Origin of the sequence: Paraburkholderia silviterrae (assembly GCF_004353915.1) — a bacterium.
In the GTDB taxonomy this organism is placed as follows: Bacteria; Pseudomonadota; Gammaproteobacteria; order Burkholderiales; family Burkholderiaceae; genus Paraburkholderia; species Paraburkholderia silviterrae.
Genome location: NZ_SMRP01000007.1, coordinates 29,079 through 50,072, shown reverse-complemented (window position 1 = coordinate 50,072; position 20,994 = coordinate 29,079). Strand labels below are relative to the sequence as shown.

At 62.7% G+C, this 20,994-nt stretch carries 18 protein-coding genes; 17 read left to right on the top strand and 1 reads right to left on the bottom strand.

What is annotated here, in order from left to right:
- Positions 1-46 precede the first annotated feature (46 nt).
- From EYW47_RS40905 to EYW47_RS16160, 9 genes are all read left to right on the top strand, one after another.
- Complete coding sequence (locus tag EYW47_RS40905) at positions 47-439, top strand: 5-carboxymethyl-2-hydroxymuconate Delta-isomerase (RefSeq protein ID WP_165976586.1); 393 nt, start codon at positions 47-49, stop codon at positions 437-439.
- Between the two features lie 301 nt (positions 440-740).
- Positions 741-2,015: an MFS transporter gene (locus EYW47_RS16195; protein WP_377785087.1), complete on the top strand. Its 1,275-nt coding sequence runs from the start codon at positions 741-743 to the stop codon at positions 2,013-2,015.
- A 328-nt stretch (positions 2,016-2,343) separates the two neighbouring features.
- Entirely contained in the window at positions 2,344-3,564 is a 1,221-nt protein-coding gene (locus EYW47_RS16190) for an MFS transporter (protein ID WP_133195855.1), read from the top strand.
- Positions 3,565-3,614: 50 nt separating this feature from the next.
- Complete coding sequence (locus tag EYW47_RS16185; RefSeq protein WP_133195854.1) at positions 3,615-4,178, top strand: ester cyclase; 564 nt, start codon at positions 3,615-3,617, stop codon at positions 4,176-4,178.
- Between the two features lie 43 nt (positions 4,179-4,221).
- Positions 4,222-4,932, top strand: a complete 711-nt coding sequence (locus EYW47_RS16180; protein WP_133195853.1) for an SDR family oxidoreductase — start codon at positions 4,222-4,224, stop codon at positions 4,930-4,932.
- A gap of 162 nt (positions 4,933-5,094) precedes the next feature.
- The gene (locus EYW47_RS16175; RefSeq protein ID WP_133195852.1) at positions 5,095-6,018 is read left to right on the top strand and encodes a LysR family transcriptional regulator; all 924 of its coding nucleotides are present in this window, start codon (positions 5,095-5,097) and stop codon (positions 6,016-6,018) included.
- Between the two features lie 175 nt (positions 6,019-6,193).
- A complete protein-coding gene (locus EYW47_RS16170) occupies positions 6,194-6,757 on the top strand; it encodes an acetolactate decarboxylase (protein WP_165976585.1) in 564 nt (187 codons plus the stop codon).
- Positions 6,758-7,205: 448 nt separating this feature from the next.
- A complete protein-coding gene (locus EYW47_RS16165) occupies positions 7,206-7,811 on the top strand; it encodes a helix-turn-helix domain-containing protein (protein WP_205710085.1) in 606 nt (201 codons plus the stop codon).
- A 159-nt stretch (positions 7,812-7,970) separates the two neighbouring features.
- On the top strand, positions 7,971-8,291 hold the full coding sequence (locus EYW47_RS16160) for a DUF4148 domain-containing protein (protein ID WP_133195849.1): 321 nt from the start codon (positions 7,971-7,973) through the stop codon (positions 8,289-8,291).
- A 51-nt stretch (positions 8,292-8,342) separates the two neighbouring features.
- Here the strand turns inward: EYW47_RS16160 and EYW47_RS16155 are convergent, their stop codons facing one another.
- Complete coding sequence (locus EYW47_RS16155; RefSeq protein ID WP_165976583.1) at positions 8,343-9,170, bottom strand: helix-turn-helix domain-containing protein; 828 nt, start codon at positions 9,168-9,170, stop codon at positions 8,343-8,345.
- Positions 9,171-9,428: 258 nt separating this feature from the next.
- On the opposite strand from EYW47_RS16155, the gene EYW47_RS16150 reads away from it, so the two are divergent.
- The 8 genes from EYW47_RS16150 (at position 9,429) to EYW47_RS16115 (ending at position 20,889) form a co-directional block, all read left to right on the top strand.
- Positions 9,429-10,988: a sugar ABC transporter ATP-binding protein gene (locus tag EYW47_RS16150; RefSeq protein ID WP_133195847.1), complete on the top strand. Its 1,560-nt coding sequence runs from the start codon at positions 9,429-9,431 to the stop codon at positions 10,986-10,988.
- Positions 10,989-10,997: 9 nt separating this feature from the next.
- Positions 10,998-12,092, top strand: coding sequence for an ABC transporter permease (locus EYW47_RS16145; RefSeq protein ID WP_133195846.1), 1,095 nt, complete (start codon positions 10,998-11,000; stop codon positions 12,090-12,092).
- A gap of 52 nt (positions 12,093-12,144) precedes the next feature.
- Positions 12,145-13,251: a substrate-binding domain-containing protein gene (locus EYW47_RS16140; RefSeq protein WP_133195845.1), complete on the top strand. Its 1,107-nt coding sequence runs from the start codon at positions 12,145-12,147 to the stop codon at positions 13,249-13,251.
- A gap of 23 nt (positions 13,252-13,274) precedes the next feature.
- Positions 13,275-14,540 (top strand): LVIVD repeat-containing protein, encoded by a 1,266-nt coding sequence (locus EYW47_RS16135; protein ID WP_133195844.1) that lies wholly within the window; start codon positions 13,275-13,277, stop codon positions 14,538-14,540.
- A 50-nt stretch (positions 14,541-14,590) separates the two neighbouring features.
- Complete coding sequence (locus EYW47_RS16130; protein WP_240763737.1) at positions 14,591-17,629, top strand: FAD-binding and (Fe-S)-binding domain-containing protein; 3,039 nt, start codon at positions 14,591-14,593, stop codon at positions 17,627-17,629.
- Entirely contained in the window at positions 17,616-18,557 is a 942-nt protein-coding gene (locus tag EYW47_RS16125; protein ID WP_133195842.1) for a dihydrodipicolinate synthase family protein, read from the top strand. The genes EYW47_RS16130 and EYW47_RS16125 overlap by 14 nt, the downstream gene beginning before the upstream one ends.
- A gap of 154 nt (positions 18,558-18,711) precedes the next feature.
- Positions 18,712-19,782: a polysaccharide deacetylase family protein gene (locus tag EYW47_RS16120; protein WP_133195841.1), complete on the top strand. Its 1,071-nt coding sequence runs from the start codon at positions 18,712-18,714 to the stop codon at positions 19,780-19,782.
- Positions 19,783-19,845: 63 nt separating this feature from the next.
- Positions 19,846-20,889, top strand: coding sequence for an SDR family oxidoreductase (locus EYW47_RS16115; RefSeq protein ID WP_133195840.1), 1,044 nt, complete (start codon positions 19,846-19,848; stop codon positions 20,887-20,889).
- Positions 20,890-20,994: the final 105 nt, after the last annotated feature.

Sequence of the window (20,994 nt, the reverse complement as noted above, 5' to 3'; positions counted from 1 at the left end):
GCGGAATCTATGCTCGGCACACGGTTACATGAAAGGAGGGCACGCCATGCCTCATCTCATCTTCGAAGCGACGCCTGTGATCCGGCGGGTGATCGATTTTCCGCAACTCGCAAAGGCTATCCATCAGGGTCTCGCATCGGCTGGACACGCCTTGCTCGGTGATCTCAAGAGCCGCCTCTACGACGCGGATGCATTCCTTGCTGGCGACGATCCGTCCGGCCAGTTCATTGTGGTCAGGCTGTTTCTGACGAAGCCGCGCCCGCCGCTGATCCAGCGCGCGATGGGGCAGCTGATTCACGATGCGATACACGAAGCGATCGCGCACGCAGGTCTCGATGGGTGGTGGCAGTGCTGCGTACTTGTTATCGACGCGAGCGGTGCGCCCTATATCAAGACGGTCAGCCAAAACGACGGCGTCGCGCGGGAAGCCGTTGCTTGAAACCGGGCCCGGCGGAGGCCTGCGCTGCAAGATTCCACGATAACGAACAGCTTTGCATGCGACCGGAGTGAGAGCTCTGCATGGGGCAGGAGTCAGTGCTGAAGCACTAACTCCTGCCGACAGCTCAAGCGCTAACTCCGGATCGACAGCTTTGCATGGGACCGGAGTAAGCGCTAAAGCGCTAACTCCGGATCGACAGGAGACATCCGTGAAGACCACCGATCTTCCCAACGCGGCACCGGTGCACGGTGCGCACCGCACATCCGGCCATGCCGAAGCCGGCCGCGCCGATCCACTCGACCTGCTCTACCGACGCATAACGTGGCGGCTGATGCCGCTGCTCCTGATCGCCCAAGTGCTGGCCTACCTCGATCGCGTGAATGTGGGCACCGCGAAGCTGCAGATGGCGACCGAACTGGGTTTTAGCGAGGCCGTTTATGGGTTCGGTGCGGGCATCTTCTTTCTGGGGTATTTCCTGTGCGAAGTGCCGAGCAATTTGATGTTGCACCGCGTAGGCGCGCGCATGTGGATCGCGCGCATCATGATGACGTGGGGCATCGCATCAGCCGCGGCCGCGCTCGTGCATACGCCGACAGCGTTTTACCTGCAGCGGCTGCTGCTGGGGGTGGCGGAAGCGGGCTTCTTTCCCGGCATCGTGCTGTATCTGACGTGGTGGTTTCCGGCGCATCGGCGCGGCCGGATGACGACGCTCTTCATGAGCGCCTCGGCCGTCGCCGGCATGTTGGGCAACGCGGTGTCGGGATGGCTTATGGCCCATCTCGACGGAGTGGGTGCGCTGGCGGGCTGGCGCTGGACCTTTATTGTCGAAGGCGTGCCGACGATAGCGGTGGGCGTGGCAATCCTCCTGCTGCTGCCCGATGGGCCCGCAAGCGCGCGCTGGCTTTCGCACGACGAGCGAGTGGCCCTTCAAGGCGACTTGCTGGAGGAGAAGGCGGCAGGGCAGACTGCCGAGTCCGGCGAAGCGCCGGAGCAGGGCACACGCCTGAGCGTGCTCGACATCTCGCTCCTCTCCGCAATTTACTTCCTGTTGCTCGCCGGGCTCTACGGCGTGGGCTTCTGGTTGCCAACGCTCATTAAGGGCACCGGGTTGTCGGATCTCGCGTCGATTGGCACCTATGGCGCAATTCCGTATGCGGTAGCCATCGTGGTGATGAACGTCTGCGCGCGGCGCGCGGATCGCCGCGGCAACTGGCTCGCGCATGTGGCGGGCGGCGCCCTTGCTGCTGCGGCGGGCTTCGCGCTCATTGCGGCCGGCAGCCATAGCCTCGTGTTCGTGCTGGGCGGCGCAACGCTTGCTTGCGCGGGTACGTTGACAGCGCTGCCGCTCTACTGGCACCTGCCTACGGCAAGGCTGGCTGGCGTGGCCGCGGCGGCCGGCATTGCCGCGATCAACAGCGTGGGCAACCTGTCCGGCTTCTTCGGACCGCTCGCATTCGGCTGGCTCAAAGATCGTTTTCATGACGTGACGGCTGCCACGATGCTGCTCGCGCTCAGCGCGGCTCTTGCGGGCGTTCTCACGCTCGTCTGGCGCAACCGGGCACGCGCCGGGAAATAGCCGCGAGGATCCCGATCTGCGGTTTGGCATGGTGCGAGTTCGCAGTCTCGCGCCACCCGTTTGTCCCATTGGGCGAGCCCCTCGTTCCGGTGGGAGACGACAAGCGCAGCGCGCGAATCTCGCCGCCGCCTTATATCGCGTTTCGAAGCGCTACCCGGGCCGGGGGTGCAATTCCATTCCATAGGGTGCTTGCGTAGCAAACATCACAGGAATGGCGCGATTTTCTTGTCCAGATTGAAAATAATTCAAAGCCGCGCCCAATTATCAGGCGGCACGGAGGTAAGCACAATACATTCACTTTCACCGTTCTCCGCAGGAGGAGACAACCATGCCGCTTCCTATTCTCGCGCTGGCCTTGAGTGCCTTCGCCATCGGCACTACGGAGTTCGTCATCATGGGCATCCTGCCCGACGTGGCGCACTCGCTTTCCGTTTCCATTCCCTCTGCCGGCCTGCTCGTGAGTGGCTATGCGCTCGGCGTGGCCGTGGGCGCGCCGCTGCTCGCCGTGCTCACGAGCCGCATGCCGCGCAAGTGGGCCTTGCTGCTGCTCATGGGCATCTTCATCGTGGGCAATATCCTCTGCGCGGTCGCGCCCGACTATACGAGCCTCATGATCGCGCGCGTCATCACCTCCTTCGCGCACGGTTCGTTCTTCGGCATCGGCTCGGTGGTCGCGGCTTCGCTCGTTGCACAGGACAAGCGCGCGAGCGCTGTCGCGCTGATGTTCACCGGACTCGCGCTCGCCAACGTGCTGGGCGTGCCGCTCGGCACGTTCATCGGTCAGGCCATCGGCTGGCGCGCCGCATTTTGGGCGGTTGCTGGCGCGGGTGTGCTCGCCGCCATTGCGCTCGTCGCGCTGGTGCCGGATCGCCGCGAGGGCGCAGCCCCGGGTCTTGCGCATGAAGTGGGCGTGCTCAAGCAGCCGCAGGTGTGGCTCGCGTTGCTGATGACCGTGCTCGGCTTCGGCGGCGTGTTCGCGGTGTTCACCTATATCGCGCCGATCCTCGAACAGGTCAGCGGCTTCGTCCCGCGCGCAGTGACGCCGATCCTCGTCCTCTTCGGCGTGGGACTGGCGATCGGGAACGCACTCGGCGGCAAGCTCGCGGACCGCGGTGTCATGCGCGCGCTGATGGGGGTCTTCATTGCGCTCGTCGCGATCATGGCGGTATTCAGCCACACGATGCATCACCCGGCCGCCTCGGTCGTGACGATCTTCCTCTGGGGCATCGCGGCATTCGCGACGATTCCCGGCTTGCAGACTCGCGTGCTCAGCAAGGCCGCAAGTGCGCCGAATCTCGCTTCGACGCTCAATATCGGTGCCTTCAACGTGGGCAATGCGATGGGCGCGTGGCTCGGCGGCCTTGCACTCTCGCATGGCCATGCGCTCGACACGCTGCCCTGGGTTGCCGCCATTGTCACGCTCGCTGCGCTCGCCGTCACGGTCGTCGCGATGCGTCTCGATCACAGCGCTTCGCATCCGCAGGCTCTCGCGCACGAAAGTACCCGCAAGACGCAGTCGGCGGCTGCCCGTTCGACCTGCACGCAATGACCTCGCACGCATTCGTCGATACCGTAGACCTCACTTTCAAGGACATCGTCATGAACACGCAAACCGTTTTTTCAGCCGTCGGTCGTGTGGCAATGGCCACTGCCGCCGCCCTCTTGCTTGGTACTTCATTCGGCGCCGTGGCGGCCACTGGCAGCCTGGTCAAGCCGGACGAGCTGATCGTCGACAAGAGCTTGCCGGCGAAGCAGGTGCAGGCACAAACCCACGCCGCGCGCCTGTACGACACCTTCTGGACCACCGGGGATGAAGCCCAGGCCCGCGACGCGCTCGCCGCGGACTTCACGGACCACACGCTGCCTCCCGGCCGTCCGCAGGGCGTGGCGGGGCCGCTCGCAGCGTCAAAGGTCTTTCACGGCGCAGTGCCCGACGTGCACGCCGACGTCGTGCAAATGATCGTGACCGGAGATCGCGTCGTCTCGCATATGCGCTTCACCGGCCACTTCACCGGCACGTTCAATGGCGTGCAAGGCAAGGGCCAGCCGGTGGATTTTATTGCTACGGATATCTATCGCATCCGCGACGGCAAGATCGCCGATAACTGGCACCTCGAAGACAACCTCACTTTCCTGCAACAACTGGGCGTGGTTTCGAAGTAGCCCTGGATCGCAGATCCATTCTTTAAAGGCAAGGAGCAACATCATGGATTTCAACGGACAACGCGTTCTGGTGGTAGGCGGAAGCTCGGGCATAGGCGCCGCAGCGGCGGCAGCGTTTGCGCACCATGGCGCTCAGGTGACGATCGCCTCGCGCAACGCAGACAAGCTCGAAGCGACGGCGCGCGAGATTGCCACGCCAATTCAAACGGCTGTGATCGATATCACTGACGACGACAACGTCGAGCAGGTGCTCGCGGAGGCGGGCGAGTTCGACCACGTCGTAGTGTCGGCCGCGCAGACGCCCGGCGGTCCCGTACGTGGCCTCGCTCTCCTGGATGCCTACAGTGCGATGGACAGCAAGTTCTGGGGGGCTTACCGTGTTGCGCGCGCCGTGCGCATCCGTGAGGGCGGCTCGCTCACGCTTGTCTCCGGCTTTTTGTCCGTGCGGCCAAGCAAGACCTCGGTGCTGCAGGGCGCCATCAACGCCGCGATCGAAGCGCTTGCACGGGGCCTTGCGCTCGAACTCTCGCCGGTGCGCGTGAACACAGTGTCGCCCGGGCTGATCGCCACGCCACTGTGGTCCAAGCTTGACGCCGACGCGCGCGAGAAGATGTACGAAGGCGCCGCGGCCCGCTTGCCAGCGCGCCGCGTGGGGCAGCCGGAAGACGTCGCAAACGCCATCGTGTACCTTGCATCCACGCCTTATGCAACGGGTTCGACGGTGCTGGTCGATGGTGGCGGCGCCATCGGCTGAGGGGCGGCCACAACCTGGCGGCAAGAGGCGGCATGGCATGGCCGGAAACCGGTGTGTCGCGATACCATGCCGATGTCGCCGTGGCGGGTTTCGCGTGGCGATATGAACGGCAAGACAGCGTGAGCTGGTTTGCCGGCCGTACCCTGCACGACTCTTGCGATCATGGACAATCTCGGAGACATTCGCCTTTTCGTCGAAGCGGCCAGCCAGGGCAGCCTTTCTGCGGCCGGCCGCAAGCTCGGCTTGTCGCCGGCCGCGGCAAGCGCACGGCTCGTCAAGCTCGAAGGGGCGCTGCGCACCCAACTCTTCGAACGTTCGACCCGCAAGCTCCGCCTCACGGACGAAGGCCGCATGTATCTCGCGCATTGCCAGCATGCGCTGCAAACGCTCGAAGATGCACGCGCGGCGCTGCAGGCCGGGCGCGCGAGTGTAAGCGGCGCCTTGCGCATCTCGGCCACCTCGGACTTCGGCCGCGCGGTGCTGCGACACTGGCTCGACGATTTCAACGAGCGCCATCCTCACGTCACCCTCACGCTGGTGCTCTCCGATTCGGTCTCGCATTTGCTGCAGGACGATATCGATCTGGCGATTCGTTTCGGAGTCCCGGAGGACAGCTCGCTGGTGGCCAAACGCATGGCCGACAACCGCAGGGTGTTGTGTGCATCGCCAGGTTACGTCGCGGCGCACGGTATGCCCGGCCATCCCGACGATCTGCGCGAGCTCGACTTCATTCTGCTCAGTACGTCCTCGGGTGTGGCGAATAACTGGCGCTTTGCGCGCGGTGGCGAAACGGCGGTCTTTTCGGCGCCGCTCGAGCGTTCGCGCCAGACCAACGACGGTGCGCTCCTGCGCGAGTGGGCCGTGGAAGGGCGCGGCGTGGCCATGAAGTCGGTCTGGGATATCGGCGCCGACCTGCAGGCCGGCCGGCTCTTGCTGCTCCTGTCGGAATGGCGCTCCCCGGACGTGCCCGTGAACGCGCTATTCCAGCGCACGCCTTATATGGCACCTCGCGTACGCACTTTGCTCGATTTCCTCGAACAGCGCTTCGCCGAAGCGTCGGAATCGCTGCAATCCTTCTTGCGCTAACCGCCTTTGTCCTTGCTCGCGTGCGGTGGCACGAGACGGCGCTTTTTGAAAATTCCGGATGATTTCATTCAATCGTGCGTCCACCGGATTGCGCATACTGTGCCAACGATCGGCCGGCTCGCGGGGCATGCCCAGGCGGCCGTCGCCCTACGTGGAGGTACGGATGCGGGCGTCAATGTTGGCGGAGATCGGTGTTGCACCGCCAGACGGATTGGAGTCAACGCAACTCGGGCACTGGGCCGGGCCGCCCGTCGCGCGCGCATCTGTGCGAATGGGCGCCGCATTGCGCTCCGGTGAGTTCGATACCAGCCCGCTCACTGAAGACATCCCAACGGATTGGACGGAGACCATCGCGGCGTTCGACCCCTTCATCGACGTGGAACTCCCGCCCGCCCGCTCACTCGCGCAACTTCAGACGCTTTGCGATGCGAAACGGCCATCAAACGACACCTTCTATGCACTCCGGCTCGACGGTGCCTTTGCCTTCGTTCGCATGCGGCCGCACGCGCTGGCGCTGGAACGAGAATGGGCCAATGTAAGCGGGACACTTGTGGGCCTTTGGTCGCCGGGCAAGCCGGGCGAGTCCGGCATATCCGGTTATCACTTGCAGTTTCTCTCCGCAGACCGGCGAACCAGCGGTCAACTGATTGCGTGCGCTTCGTCCGACCTTCGACTTAGATTGGAGCCGCTTGCCGAATTCATCTGGTATTGCCTGCGGTCTCATTCGGTGCAGCCATGACCGAGGAACTGGAGGACGCCATCCGAAGCGGTGGTGGAGACCACTTATGTAACTGCAGCAGCATGATCCTCGCCGAATCGGTCACCGCAGTTTGACCTGTCACGCAGCATTCCCCAACCTGAGAAACATCCTTCGCTCGCGCAACGTTTCAGATGGCGCAGGCGCGTTGATGCGCGTCAGCGGTTGCCATCGATCGCAGGCAGCGTGAGAACCCGTGCACGGCCGCTGTGCTGCGTTGCGCGTCATACCTGGGTATAGGTCGTCCAAACTTTGGGACGACACAAGTATGCGTTTGTACGGTAGCGCCTGCTGCATGTGGGTCATACATTTGTATCAACAGGTGAGCATTTGCTCATTCTCCGCAGGAGTGGAGCTCGATGGCTTTGGGCGACTCGCCAGATCGATTACGCAACGAAGGAGCAAGGACATGTCGAACGAGGCTTGCATGGTGGACGAGGAGGGCAGTGCCTACGCATCGCGGCCACAGGACGTTGACGACGTGGTGATCCGCCAGCTTAACGACTTGCTTGCGCCAGCGCTGGAAGGGCGACAGCCTGCAAGCGAAGGGTTTACGCGCCACCTCGCGCTTGCCCTGCATGAATACGTAGCTAGCACTTACGGGCGGCTCGTCAGCGGCGCTGGGCCGCTGCGCGGCGCGCTGGCGCCATGGCAGTTACGTCGTGCGCGCGAGTACATGCTGGCGCATATCGAGGACGATGTCGGCCTCGACCAGATCGCTTCGCAGTGCGGACTTTCTGTCAACCATTTTGTTCGCGCGTTTCGCGCGTCGACGGGCACGACGCCGCATCGCTGGCTAATGGCGCAGCGCCTGAATATGGCCATGCGCATGATGCGTGACCCTGGCGCGACGCTCGCTGAGGTGGCCGCGGCCTGCGGCTTCGCCGACCAGAGCCACCTGACACGTGTTTTTGTCGTGCGCATCGGCATACCGCCTGGCCAGTGGCGTCGCGTGTGCTGCGAGGCGGGTGGTGTCGACGTTGACGCTGCCGGCAGACAGCCGGGACAGGCGCATGAGCGCGTGCGGACGGCATAAGGGGGCCATGTCTGTCGATGGCACTCCATACTTCGCGATCTGCAAAAAGCGTTTTCTCGATTCACCTGTGTTTCGCGGAAGCGGGATTCCTTAAGATGGTTTCAACGACGGAGCAGCGCTCCAACGGATTGAAATGCCTGAACACTGAAAGGAATCCTTATGAAAGTCACTCTCAAAGCTATCATCGCCTCGGCAGCCCTGGTCGCACTGGCGGCACCCGCACTGAGCTTCGCGCAATCGGAATCGACCGTGACGCGGGCACAGGTACTCGCCGAACTCGTGCAAGCCGGGTATTACCCGGGCCGCGCCAACGACCCGCATTACCCGGACGATCTGCAAGCCGCCGAGGCACGTGTCGCACGCAACAATGCCGCCGCGGACTCGTCCGGCTATGGTGGCGCGGCCACCGGTACGTCGGCGAGCGGCGAGCGCCAGCCGATCGCCGCTGGTCCCGCGGGGTCAATCTTCGGGCATCACTGATCGTGTCGACATGGCCGGTGATGGACATGCGCCGCTCGCGAAGGCGTCACGTCACACGGCCGTCGAATGGCTCATCAACTGGCCAGACAGGACCATCTCGCCTTCGGCATCGTCTGGCACATGCTCGCTGACGCCCAACGCGGGACTGTTGTTGAAAAAGTCCCTGGAATAAGTACTCGGGGTCTTGCCGGTAAATGAGGTGAACGCAAGCGTAAATGCAGCCACACTGTTGAAGCCGACCTCCAGTGCAGTCTGAGTCACGGACAGGCGTTTGAGCGTCAAGAGCTCGATGGCGCGGGTCATCCGCAGTTCCTGGAGAAAGCGGCGCCAGCTCATGCCGAGTTCATCCTGGAAGTAGCGGCGCAATGTACGCACGGAGGTCCCGGCAGCCTCTGCCGCGAGTTCGATCGTCACCGATTCGAGTCGCGTGCGGCTATACGCAATGGCCCGTTTGAGCTCGGCCGATTCGCCGAACGGAATCCACATCATGCGCGAGCACTGGAACCATTCCTTGCAGAGCAGGCCAAGCGCGTTGAAGTAGGCGTTGGCGACAGGGTCGTCAGCGGCGCGATCCCGTCCCCAGCGTAGCGCATAGCCCAGCATTTCCTTCGCCAGCCCGTTGATGGGTGCGGCCCAGCATCCTTCGTGCTCCCAAACAGTGTGCTGTGCGCCCAGGTGCGCGACGGCGACCACCGCGTCTGCGCTCGTGTAAAGGCGATACGGCCTGCTGTGCGGAATGAACACCATATGCGCCGGCAGCAGGACCCATTGGCCATGCGGCCCTTCTAGTTTTACCCGGCCTTGCTCGATGCAGAGAATCTTGTTCTTGGGGTCGCCAAGCGAGCCGATGGTGGTTTTCCCGGGCTTGACCTTTTCCACGCATTCGGCGAATTCATCCGTGCATTTGAACGGATTGCCGGGATCGTCTTCCGGCATCACCCAGTCAATCCGTGCGCAGTCAGCTGCCATGGCGTCTCTCTCCAATGCATTCTGGTCGCCCGGCAGGTTGGCCGAATTTCGATGTAGTGATGGCCGGTTTTAGATTGGCCACCCCTCGGGCGTCGTCCAATAATAGTAAAAACAAAAAACAGCTTTAGCAAACACTGAATTCGGCCAACCGTATTCATGGAGTGAGACATGACAGCAGCCCATCCCAGCGAAAGGGCGCAGGATCTTTCGCGACCTGGCCCCATCCTGAGCGTGCAAGGCATCGGCAAGCGCTTTAACGGAGTACCCGCGCTTCACGACGTCAGTTTCGACGTCTATCCGGGCGAGATCGTCGCGCTTCTTGGAGAAAACGGGGCCGGCAAATCAACCCTCATCAAGATACTCGCAGGCGTTCATGCGCCTTCGTCCGGCAACTTGCTGTTTCGCGGCGAACCCGTTGATGCGCGGGCCATGCATGGCCGCATTGCCTTCGTCCATCAGGATCTGGGGCTCATCGACTGGATGACGGTCGCGGAAAACATGGCGCTGGCGACGACGTTTTGCAGCAAGCGTGGCCTGATCGCCTGGCGAGAAGTCAACGAGAGGGCACGCGTGGCGCTCGCGCTGGTGGGCGGCGATATTGACCCCTACCAGCGTGTGGCATCGCTGACCCGAGCCGAACGATCGCTCGTTGCGATTGCTCGGGGCCTGTCGAGCCGTGCCGACCTGCTGGTGCTCGACGAGCCCACTGCAAGCCTGCCGGAAAGCGAAGTGCAGCAACTGCACGAGGTGCTGCGCAAGCTTCGGGCGCAGGGCGTCGCGATGATCTACGTCTCGCATCGTCTCGATGAGGTGTTCTCGCTTTCGGACCGCATCGTGGTCCTGCGCGATGGCAGGCGTGTTGCGGAGCAGAAGACGGCCGAGACCGCGCCCGTGGATCTGATTCGCCACATCGTGGGCAGGGAACCGGATACCGTGTTCGTCCGGCCGCCGACTACCGCGGCAGCGCCCGTCGCGCTTTCTGTACGCCGGCTCTGCACCGAAGATGCCGGCCCGCTGAATTTCGACGTGCGGCGCGGCGAGATTCTGGGTCTCGTCGGGTTGCGCGGAGCGGGCCACGACAACATAGGCAAGGCGTTGTTCGGCGCCGAGCGCATTCTGTCCGGCACGGTCCTCCTCGATGGGGGCAACGTCGACCTGTCCACGCCGGGCGCTGCCGTGCGCAACGGCCTGTGCCTCGTGGCAGGCGATCGCTACGGCGAGTCTGTCGCGCCTGGCCTCAATATCCGCGAGAACCTGTTTCTGAATCCGAAGGCAACCGGGCGGACGCTGTTCGCTTTACGTTCGGCGGCAAGCGAAGCCGATGAGGCGTTGTCATTGGGTCGGCGCGTCGCGCTCAAACCCAACGATCCCGGCGCGCTGATCGAAACGCTCTCGGGCGGCAACCAGCAGAAGGTGGTAATCGCGCGCTGGCTGCGCATCGGCGCGCAGGTGCTCGTGCTCGAAGACCCGACCGCCGGCGTCGATATCGGCGCGAAAGCCGAGATTTACCGGTTGTTGGGAGACGCGGTGCGAACGGGCATGGCGGTGATCCTGATCTCCTCGGATTTCGAGGAGACCGCACAGATCTGCCATCGCGCACTGGTCTTTCGCAATGGCACGATCGGGCGCGAATTGCCGCTCGAGCAGTTGAGCGTTTCCGAATTGCTCCATTGCGCGTCGCTCGACTACGGTGTCACGCCGTCCACCCGTCATTCACTGAACGCCTGAGGCCCCATCATGCAATCACTCAAATCCAATGCGCTCGAGCCGACACGCCGTGAGCTGGCCGCCCTGCCGCCGTTCTCGCGTGTCGTGAGGCTGCTCCCCGTTTTCGGCCTGCCGATTCTCACTTTCGTGCTGATCGCCGTGTTCTCCGTCGTGTTGCCGGACACGTTCCCGACCTTGCTCAACGCGCGCTCGATCATCGGCGACAAGTCGATCATCGCGATCCTTGCGCTTGCCGCCATGATCCCGATGGCGACGGGCCGCATCGATCTGACCGTAGGCTACGGCATCGTGATGTGGCACATCCTCGCCATCAGCCTGCAGACGACATACGGGCTCGACTGGCGCGTGGCCGTGGTGATCGTGGTGGCGCTCGGTGCGCTGCTCGGGCTCATCAATGGCTTGCTCGTGGAGATCGCGCAGATCGATTCGTTCATCGCGACGCTGGGGACCGGGACCGTGCTCTATGCGCTCGCCATGTGGCATACGGGCGGCCGGCAGGTGATCGGCTCGCTGCCGGACGCGTTCACGTCGATATTTTCGACCTCACTGTTCGGACTGCCAATCGCTGCGACCTATGTGATCCTGCTGGCCATCGTGCTGTGGATCGCCGCGGACTATCTGCCGATCGGCCGCTACTTCTATGCCATTGGCGCGAATCCGCGTGCCGCCGCACTCAACGGGATTCCGACGCGGCGTTACGTGATGCTGGCCTTCGTGAGTTCGGGCGTGCTGACCGCGTTCGCCGGCGTAGTCCTCGCGGCCAAGCTGCGCATCGGCCAGGCGAGCGTCGGGCTCGACTACCTGCTGCCCGCGCTTGTCGGCGCGTTCCTCGGTTCGACCACCATCAAGCCCGGCCGCGTGAATGTGTGGGGAACCGTGTTCGGCGTGTCGATCCTCGCCGTGGGTATCGCCGGGATCCAGCAGATGGGCGGCGACTTCTACGTCGAGCCGCTCTTCAACGGCGCCACGCTCCTCGTCGCGATCGGCATCGCCGGCTATACGCAGCGGCGCAGGCGCAGCCCGCGTCGCAGCGTGAGCGCGAGCCCATCCGCTGCTTCGCAGACCGGTGCGAAAGCCTCGTCGTCGGGCACGTCGGACTCCTGATGACGGCCGAGTCCTCACTCAGGCGAGCAACCAAAACCATACTGGAGACATCATGAAACGCGCACTCGTTCTTTCCGCTTCGGCCGTGCTGCTGGCCAGCATGACGGCAAACGTCCTCGCGGCCGACGACATCGTCGCACAGGCCAAGGCGTATACCGCGAACGTCACCCGGTCCAGCATGCCGTGGACGGGGCCCACCACCGGGCCTGCGGCCCAACATGGCAAGACCATCGTGTTCGTGTCGGCCGACCAGCGCGATAGCGGACCGCGCGGGGTCGCGCAGGCCGTGCAGCAGGCTGCGAAGGCCATCGGATGGAACTATCGTCTCATCGACGGGCAGGGCTCCATCTCGGGACGCTCCGCCGCCCTGAATCAGGCTATCGCGCTCAAGCCGGACGGCATCGTGCTCGGTAGCGTCGACGCCAAAGAGCAGGCGGCATTGATCCAGCAGGCCGCCGCGCGCGGCATCAAGATCGTGGGCTGGCACTCGCTGCCCAAGCCTGGCCCCGCGCCGCAGTACGGCATTTTCACGAACCTGGCCACGGACCCGCTCGACGTCGCGAAGGCCGCCGTGATGTACGTGATCGCGACCTCGAACGGCAAGGCCGGCGTGGTCATCTTCACCGACTCGACCTATGAGATCGCGACGGCCAAGGCCGACGCCATGGCAGCGCTGGTGAAGCAGTGTGCGGGCTGCCAGCTGCTGAAGGTGGAAGATACGCCGCTTTCGGATACCGCGGCGCGCATTCCGCAGCTTTCCGCCACGCTGCTTCAGCGCTACGGTGCGAAGTGGACGTGGGCCTTGACCATCAACGACATGCCGTTCGATTTCATGTCTCCGACGCTGCAGCAAGCCGGCTATAAGGGCACCGGGCCGCTGCTCGGGGTCTCGGCCGGCAATGGCAGCGAATCGGCGTTTCAGCGTATCCGCAACCATGACTATCAGGCCGCGACCGTGGCGGAGCCCGTATCGCAGCAGGGCTGGCAGGCCGTTGACGAGTTGAATCGAGCATTCGCCGGGGCGCCCGCAAGCGGCTACGCCGCGCCCGTGCATCTCGTTACCGGCGCCAATGTCGCGACCGAAGGCGGCAAGGAAAACGTCTACGACCCGGATAACCACTACCGGGATGTTTATCGGCATATCTGGAAGGTTAAGTAGTTCTAATCATACGGAAAAGCACCATGAAACAGGAATCACTCTTGACCCCCGATCTCGCGCACAACATGCGCCTCGTTGGGTATAGCGATCAGGGCGGCCGCTCCGACGGCGTGCAACTGATGGTTCACCGCGGCTATGCCTATATCGGGCACATGTTCTCGAAAGGCTTCAGCGTCGTCGACGTGCGCGACCCGCAAAGCCCGAAGACGGTGGCTTACGTGCCGGCGCCGCCCAATACCTGGAACATCCACCTGCAGACGCACGACGATCTGCTGCTGGTGATCAACGCCAAGGACTTGTTCGCGGCGCCCGAGTTTCAGGACGAGCGCGAATACTACCAGGGCGCGTTGGGCCGCAAGGTAGGCACGGCGCAGGCCCCGAGCACTTCACGAAACTGGCGCGCGGGTCTCGCCGTCTACGACATCTCGCAGGGCGACACGCCGCGCGAGATCGGCTTTATGCCGATCGAAGGGGGCGGCGTGCACCGACTCTGGTATGTCGGGGGACGTTGGGCCTACGCTTCCGCGTTGATCGACGGCTTTTCCGATTACGTGTTCATCACGATCGACATGTCGGATCCGACGCGGCCGCGCGAAGCCGGCCGCTTCTGGCTGCCGGGGATGAACGTGGCGGCGGGCGAAACGCCGTCATGGGATGCGTCCCGCCGCTACGGACTGCATCACCCGATCGTTCACGGCAACGTAGCGTATTGCGCGTGGCGCGACGCCGGGCTGGTCGTCCTCGATGTTGCCGACCGGTCACGGCCCAGGCTGCTGGCGCACCGCAACTGGTCGCCGCCGTTTGGCGGCGGAACCCACAACTGCCTGCCCTTGCCCGATCGCGATCTGCTTGTCGTGCTCGATGAAGCCGTGCTCGATCATCAGGAGGATGGCGAAAAATTCATCTGGATGTTCGACGTGCGCGAGCCGTCGAATCCCGTGAGCATCTCGACGTTCCCGACTCCTCGTGAAGCGGACTACAGGAGCAAGCCGGGGCACTTCGGCCCGCACAATCTCCACGAAAACCGGCCAGGCAGCTTCGTCAGCTCGGAGCTCATCTTCACGACGTATCAAAACGCCGGCGTGCGCGTGTTCGACATTCGCGACGCATTCCGCCCGATCGAAGTCGGCGCGTTTGTGCCATCGCAGCCGGAGAAACTGATGGATCACCGGCCCAATCGGGCGAAGGTCATTCAGTCCTCCGACGTATTTGTCGACTCGGGCGGATTGATTTACTCGACCGACTATAACGGCGGTCTTTACATCCTTGAGTTCGGCGGTTTGCGCTGAAGCATCGCCATGCCTTGCGCCATTCTCTGCTTACCGATTCGAGGCCTGTGTTGAAGACAAACTTGCAGCAAGCCGGCCATGACGCCTCCGGCGCGTCGGCCTGGGCCGCGCTCGAAGCCGATCTGCGGGCGGCGCTGGGTCCGGCCGTGCGTTTCGACGTCGCGCACCGCGCCGCGTACGCTTCGGACGCGTCCAACTATCGCCAGACGCCGATTGGCGTCATCGTGCCGGAATCGACGGAGGCGGTCGCGAGCGCCCTTGCCATCTGCCGCAGGCACGATGCGCCCGTGCTCTCGCGAGGCGGCGGAACGTCGATGAGCGGGCAGACAGTCAATGCGGCAGTCGTGTTCGACTATTCGCGCAGCTGCAACCGGATTCTGGAGCTGGACCCGGTTGCAGGGACCGCCATCGTCGAGCCCGGTGTCGTGTGCGATACGCTGCGTGACGCAGCCGAGCAGTTCGGCCTGACCTTCGCCCCCGATCCGTCGACGCATAGCCGCTGCACGTTGGGCGGCATGATCGGCAACAATTCGTGCGGCCCCCATTCCGTGATGGCGGGCAAAACGCTGGAGAACGTCGAGGCGCTCGAAGTGCTGACCTACGACGGCGAGCGCTTCTGGGTCGGCCCGACCTCGGATGCCGAGCTCGATTCGATCATTGCGGCCGGCGGGCGACGCGGCGAAATTTATCGGGACCTGAGAGCACTGCGCGACCGATACGCAGAGGCGATCCGAAAGCGCTTCGTTTCCATTCCCCGCCGCGTTTCGGGGTTCAATCTCGACGAGCTGTTGCCGGAGAACGGCTTCAACGTCGCCCGTGCGCTGGTGGGAACCGAAGGAACCTGTGTCATCACGACGGCCGCAAAGGTGCGGCTCGTGCACAGTCCTGCGCATCGCGTGGCACTTGTTTTGGGCTTTCCCGACATCTATGCGGCAGCGGATGCGGTACCCGAGTACCGGGAGTTCGGTCCGATCGCCATCGAAGGTCTGGACCGTGCGATCGTGCGAGGACTTCAGGCGCGCGGCCTGCGGGCGGAAGAGATCGCGCTGCTTCCGCAGGGCGATGCGTGGGTCGTGCTCGAGTTCGGCGCCGATACCGAGGCGGAGGCAATCGGGCAAGCACAGCACGCCGCCGAAGCGCTCGGCAAGCGTCGCGCAGGGCCCGCACCGTCGAGCTGGCTCGTGATCGAGCCGGCAATGCAGCAGCGCATCTGGTTGATCCGCGAGACGGGGGCCTCCGCCACGCAACTATCGATCGACCCTGCCATACCCGATCCGAAGGTGGGTTGGGAAGACGCCGCTGTCGATCCCGACCGCCTCGGCGACTACCTGCGCGCCTTCCAGCAACTGGTGGACCGGTACGGCTACGAGACGTCGCTGTTCGGCCATTTTGGCGACGGCTGCGTGCATGCGCGTATTACCTTCGACTTCTCGAGCGCGGAAGGCATCGTGCAATGGCGCAGCTTTACGCGCGAGGCGGCCGAGCTGGTCGTGCGCTACGGCGGATCGTTGTCCGGAGAACATGGCGATGGCCAGGCCAAGGCGGAGTTCCTGCCGATCATGTTCGGCGAGGAGCTGATGGATGCGATGCGCGAATTCAAGCGCATCTGGGATCCGCGCAACCGGATGAATCCCGGCAAGGTGATCGACGCTTACCGGCTCGATGACAATCTGCGCATGGGGCCGCAATACAAGGTCGTCAACTTGCATACGCGCATGACGTTTCGCAGCGAAGAGGGCAACGGGTTTCAACGGGCGGTCGAGCGGTGCGTCGGGATGGGGCGTTGCCGCTCGCTCACAGGCAATACGATGTGCCCAAGCTACCGGGCCACACGCGAGGAGCGCTACTCGACGCGGGGACGAAGCCGTTTGCTATGGGAAATGCTCCAGGGTGACCTCGTAGACGGGCGATGGGAAAGCGAGCCGGTCAAGGAAGCGCTCGACACCTGTCTGTCGTGCAAGGGTTGCCGCTCGGATTGTCCAACCCATGTCGATATGGCCAGTTATAAGGCCGAGTTTCTTTCGCACTACTACGAGAGAAAGCGGCGTCCGCGCCAGGCCTGGTTCATGGGACGCATCGGCCAATGGGCGCCGTTCGCCGCACGTCTGCCCCGGATTGCGAACCTGATGACACAGACGCGCCTTTTGGCCGGGCTTGCGAAGCGCGTGGCAGGCACCGCGAGTTCACGAACGCTCCCACGGTTTGCGACGAAGACATTTCGCAAGGCCTACGGCGCGGGGATGATCGGGCACGACGGTTCAAGCCGCCGCCGCAAAGTCATGCTGTGGGTCGATACGTTTTCCGAGCACTTCCACCCGGAGATAGCGCTAGACGCGGTAGAGGTGTTGCGCAGCGCAGGCTTCGACGTCGTGCTGCCGCCGAAAGGCCTGTGCTGCGGACGCCCGCTCTACGATTTCGGCTACCTTGACGCGGCACGTCGTCATCTCGAGCAAATCATGGCGGCGCTGGCGCCCGTGTTCAGCGCGCAAGGCACCGATGAAGCGCCGATTGCACTGGTTGGCCTCGAACCGGGCTGCCTCTCCGTGTTCAGAGACGAGCTGCTCAAGCTCTTTCCCGACGACACGCGGGCGCAGCGCTTGTCATCCGCGGTCAGGCTGTTCGGCGATTTCCTGCTCGAACAAGGATACGAGCCGCCGCGCTATGAAGCTCGCGTGCTGGTTCATGCGCACTGCCATCAGAAGTCGCTCTTTGGCACGCGCGCCGAACGCGCGTTGCTCGAAAAGATGGGGGCGCGATTCACGATGCTCGATAGCGGCTGCTGCGGCCTCGCGGGGTCGTTTGGATTTCACCCCGAGCACAGTGAGCTTGCCGACGCCGTGGGCGAACAGGTCCTGTTTCCGGCCGTGCGCGATGCGCCGGAGGGAACCATCGTTTTGACCAATGGATTCAGCTGCCGGGAGCAGATTCGTCATGGCACGAATCGGGAGGCGCTGCACCTTGCTCAGTTGCTTGCGCGTGCCAGCCGAGCCAACACCCCAGGATACGACACGCTCGAGCGAGACCGCGCGTCGGCTACGAGCCCCGAAACCCATGGAGACGCAACGGAGAAACGCTATGTCGAACACTAAGCCCACGCGCCATCGCGGTGTGCTCGCACCGGTACTGACGCCGTTTCACGACGACTTCGAGCCCGATGCCGAGGCCTTCGTCGAGCACTGCAAGTCATTGATCGCGTCGGATGTTGGATTGGCCATCTTCGGGACCAACTCGGAAGCGAATTCGCTGTCGCTTGCGGAGAAGATCGAACTGATCGATACGCTGGTCGCGGCGAAAATCGATCCTGCTCGCGTGATGTCGGGTACAGGGTCGTGCTCGCTCAAGGAGGCGGTGGCGCTTACACGGCACTCGGTCGACGCCGGTATCGGCAGTGTGCTGATGCTGCCTCCGTTCTTTTTCAAGAACGTCAGCGAAGATGGGGTTTTCGCGTTCTACTCGGAAGTGATCGAGGCGGTCGGCGATATGCGTCTTGCCGTATATCTGTATCACATCCCCGCGCTGTCCGGTGTGTCCATCACGCCGGCGCTGATCGAGCGCTTGCGCAAGCGGTATCCCGCGACCATTGCCGGCGTCAAGGACTCGACCGGCGATTGGGAAAACACCCGCATGCTGCTGACGACGTTCAGCGACGATGGTTTCGACGTCTTTCCCGCGAGTGAGGCGCTCTTGCTCGACGCGCTCAAACTGGGCGCAGCAGGCTGTATTAGTGGGACAGCGAACGTCAACCCCGTCATGCTAAGTACGCTATATCGGATGGCCCATGAACCGGTCTCTGCGCATTTACATGAGAATGCAGTTTCGATTCGCAAGGCTTTCCAGCAGGTTCCAATGATTCCGGCAATGAAGGCCGCAATAGCGCTCCGAACCGGGCGTGAAAGCTGGAAGAACGTTCGGCCGCCTCTCGTACCGTACAAGACGGTTGATATGAGGGCGACGGTAGCCCTGCTCGAGGCAGGGGAGCGAACGCTCATGGCACTGCAGTCGCATGCACCTGGTTAGGCTTTTTGCAACTCACCACAGGAGTAACCCGGATTGGCATTCCCGATTCCGTTACAACGGTGGTGATTTTGTCCAATATTTCAGATCGTCGCTGACGCATACTCAAGTAACCAGGCGGTGACATGACCCGCTCCTTCGTAAAGGAGAACGACCCATGAAGAGTGACGACAATACCGTGACTGAGCACACGGCCACGCCCGGGCAAATCGGGCGCAGGACATTTCTGACCCAGACTGGCGCTGCAGTGGGTGTACTTGCTGCTGGAGCGGCATTCGGTACGGCGGTCGCACAGACAAGCGGCCAAGGTTCAACAACCTCGGCGGGGAGCGCCTCGTCTGGCGGTCAGGGTTTCTGGCCGAATGGGGCGCGACTGGCTGTGAGCGTATCGCTCATGTTCGAGGGCGGAGGCCAGCCCATCTCGGGGGCCGGCGGGCCGATTCCAGAGCCTATCGCGAAGGGCGTGCCGGACCTGCCTACCAACGCGTTCTTCGCTTATGGACACTACGAGGGTATCCCTCGCGCGTTGGATCTGTTCGACAAGCACAACATCAAGGTTTCGTCGTTCATGATTGGTAAGGCGATCGAGCAGGCGCCCGATCTGGCGCAGGAGATCGTTAGACGAGGTCACGAAGCAGCGGCTCACGGTCGGACCTGGACAAACTCCTACAATATGCCGCGCGATGAAGAGAAGCGATTCATCGCTGACTGTGTCGAAACGATCCATCGCATTACCGGCCAGCAGGCAGTGGGATGGAACGCGTACTGGTTGCGCAATTCAGTGCACATCCTGGATACCCTGCAGGATCTCGGCTTCATCTATCACATCGACGAACCGAGCCACGACGAGCCCTTCATCATCCCCGTGAGGGGCAAAGATTTCGTCACGGTGCCTTACACCTTCAACATGAATGATATTTCTTCATTCCCTTTTGAAGGATATAACCCGATGGCTTACGAACAGGCATTAAAGGACGAGTTCGATCAACTCTACGAGGAAGGTACAAAGCGTCGAAGATTGATGCTGGTAGGGTTTCACGATCGCATCAACGGACATCCCAGTCGCGTTCGAGCACTCGACCGCTTCTTTACCTATGCGCGCTCCAAACCCGATGTCTGGTTCGCCCGCAAGGATGAAATTGCGAAGTGGGTACTGGCACATCGAGACAACACTCCCATCATTCACCGCGGTCCGGCGTCGGTCACAGGCTTGCCGGGCCCAGGCTAAGAGAGAATCGACCGCCTGCAATTGATCGAAGCAATATCCCGTCAAACGAAAGGACGATGAGACATGAAGACCGTTGTAGTGGCTGGTGCCGTTGGTGTGATCGGGCGAGGCGTACTAGATCATTTTGAAGGCAAGGAAGTCAATCTCGTCGCGGTATCGCGACGCGCACCGGATTTTCCCACCCGAGCCCTGCACCTTCCCGTAGACCTGACTAACCGGGAGTCCTGTGAGTCACTCTTGCCGCAAGCTTCTGACGCCACGCATCTTGTGTTCGCTGCCTACCAGGAGAAGGCAAGCGAGGCCGAGCTGGTGAGGGTGAACCTCATGATGTTGAAGAATCTTGTCGAAGTGGTGGAGAAGTCCGCGCCGAATTTGCGGCATGTTTCGCTGATGCAGGGCGGCAAGGCATACGGCGCACATATCGGTGCGTTCCCGACACCCGCGAAGGAAAGCGATCCACGCCACATGCCGCCGAACTTCTACTACAGCCAGGAGGATTTCCTTAGAGTGCTTTCTGCCGGAAAAAACTGGTCCTGGACGGCGTTTCGCCCGGAGGCGGTGGCAGGTGTGGCGCTCGGCAATCCGATGAATCTGTTGATGGTCATCGCTGTCTATGGAACGCTGGCAAAGGCACTAGGTGTGCCCATGTCATTTCCTGGCCCACGGGCCGCGTATGACGCCCTGTACCAGGTGACGGACACGCGTATCCTCGCGCGTTCTGTCGATTGGGCCGGTGAGACGGATGTATGCCGCGGAGAAGTCTACAACATCACCAACGGTGACTATTTCCGCTGGTCGCGCATCTGGCCTCGACTGGCGGAGTTCTTTGGCGTTCCTGGCGGAGAACCATTTGCCATCTCGCTTCAGCAAGCGATGGCCGATAAGGGAGAGGTATGGGACGCACTCGTCAAGCAGCATGGACTTCGCAATTACGCGTATGAGCAGATCGTGTCGTGGAAGTTCGGCGATGCCATCTTCAAAACGACCTTCGACAACATCACGAGCACGATCAAGGCACGCAAGCACGGCTTTGCAGACTGCATTGATAGCGAGGAGATGTATCTCGAGATGCTGACGGAGTTGCGGTCGAATCGTTATATCCCTTGAGGCCGGCCGTGGCGTGCGGATGGGTACACTGGGTGCGCACAGTCGGGGAATCATGCTGGGTCTACCGCGCTACGGTCAGCCGATGCGCTAATCGCGTCGCCTACT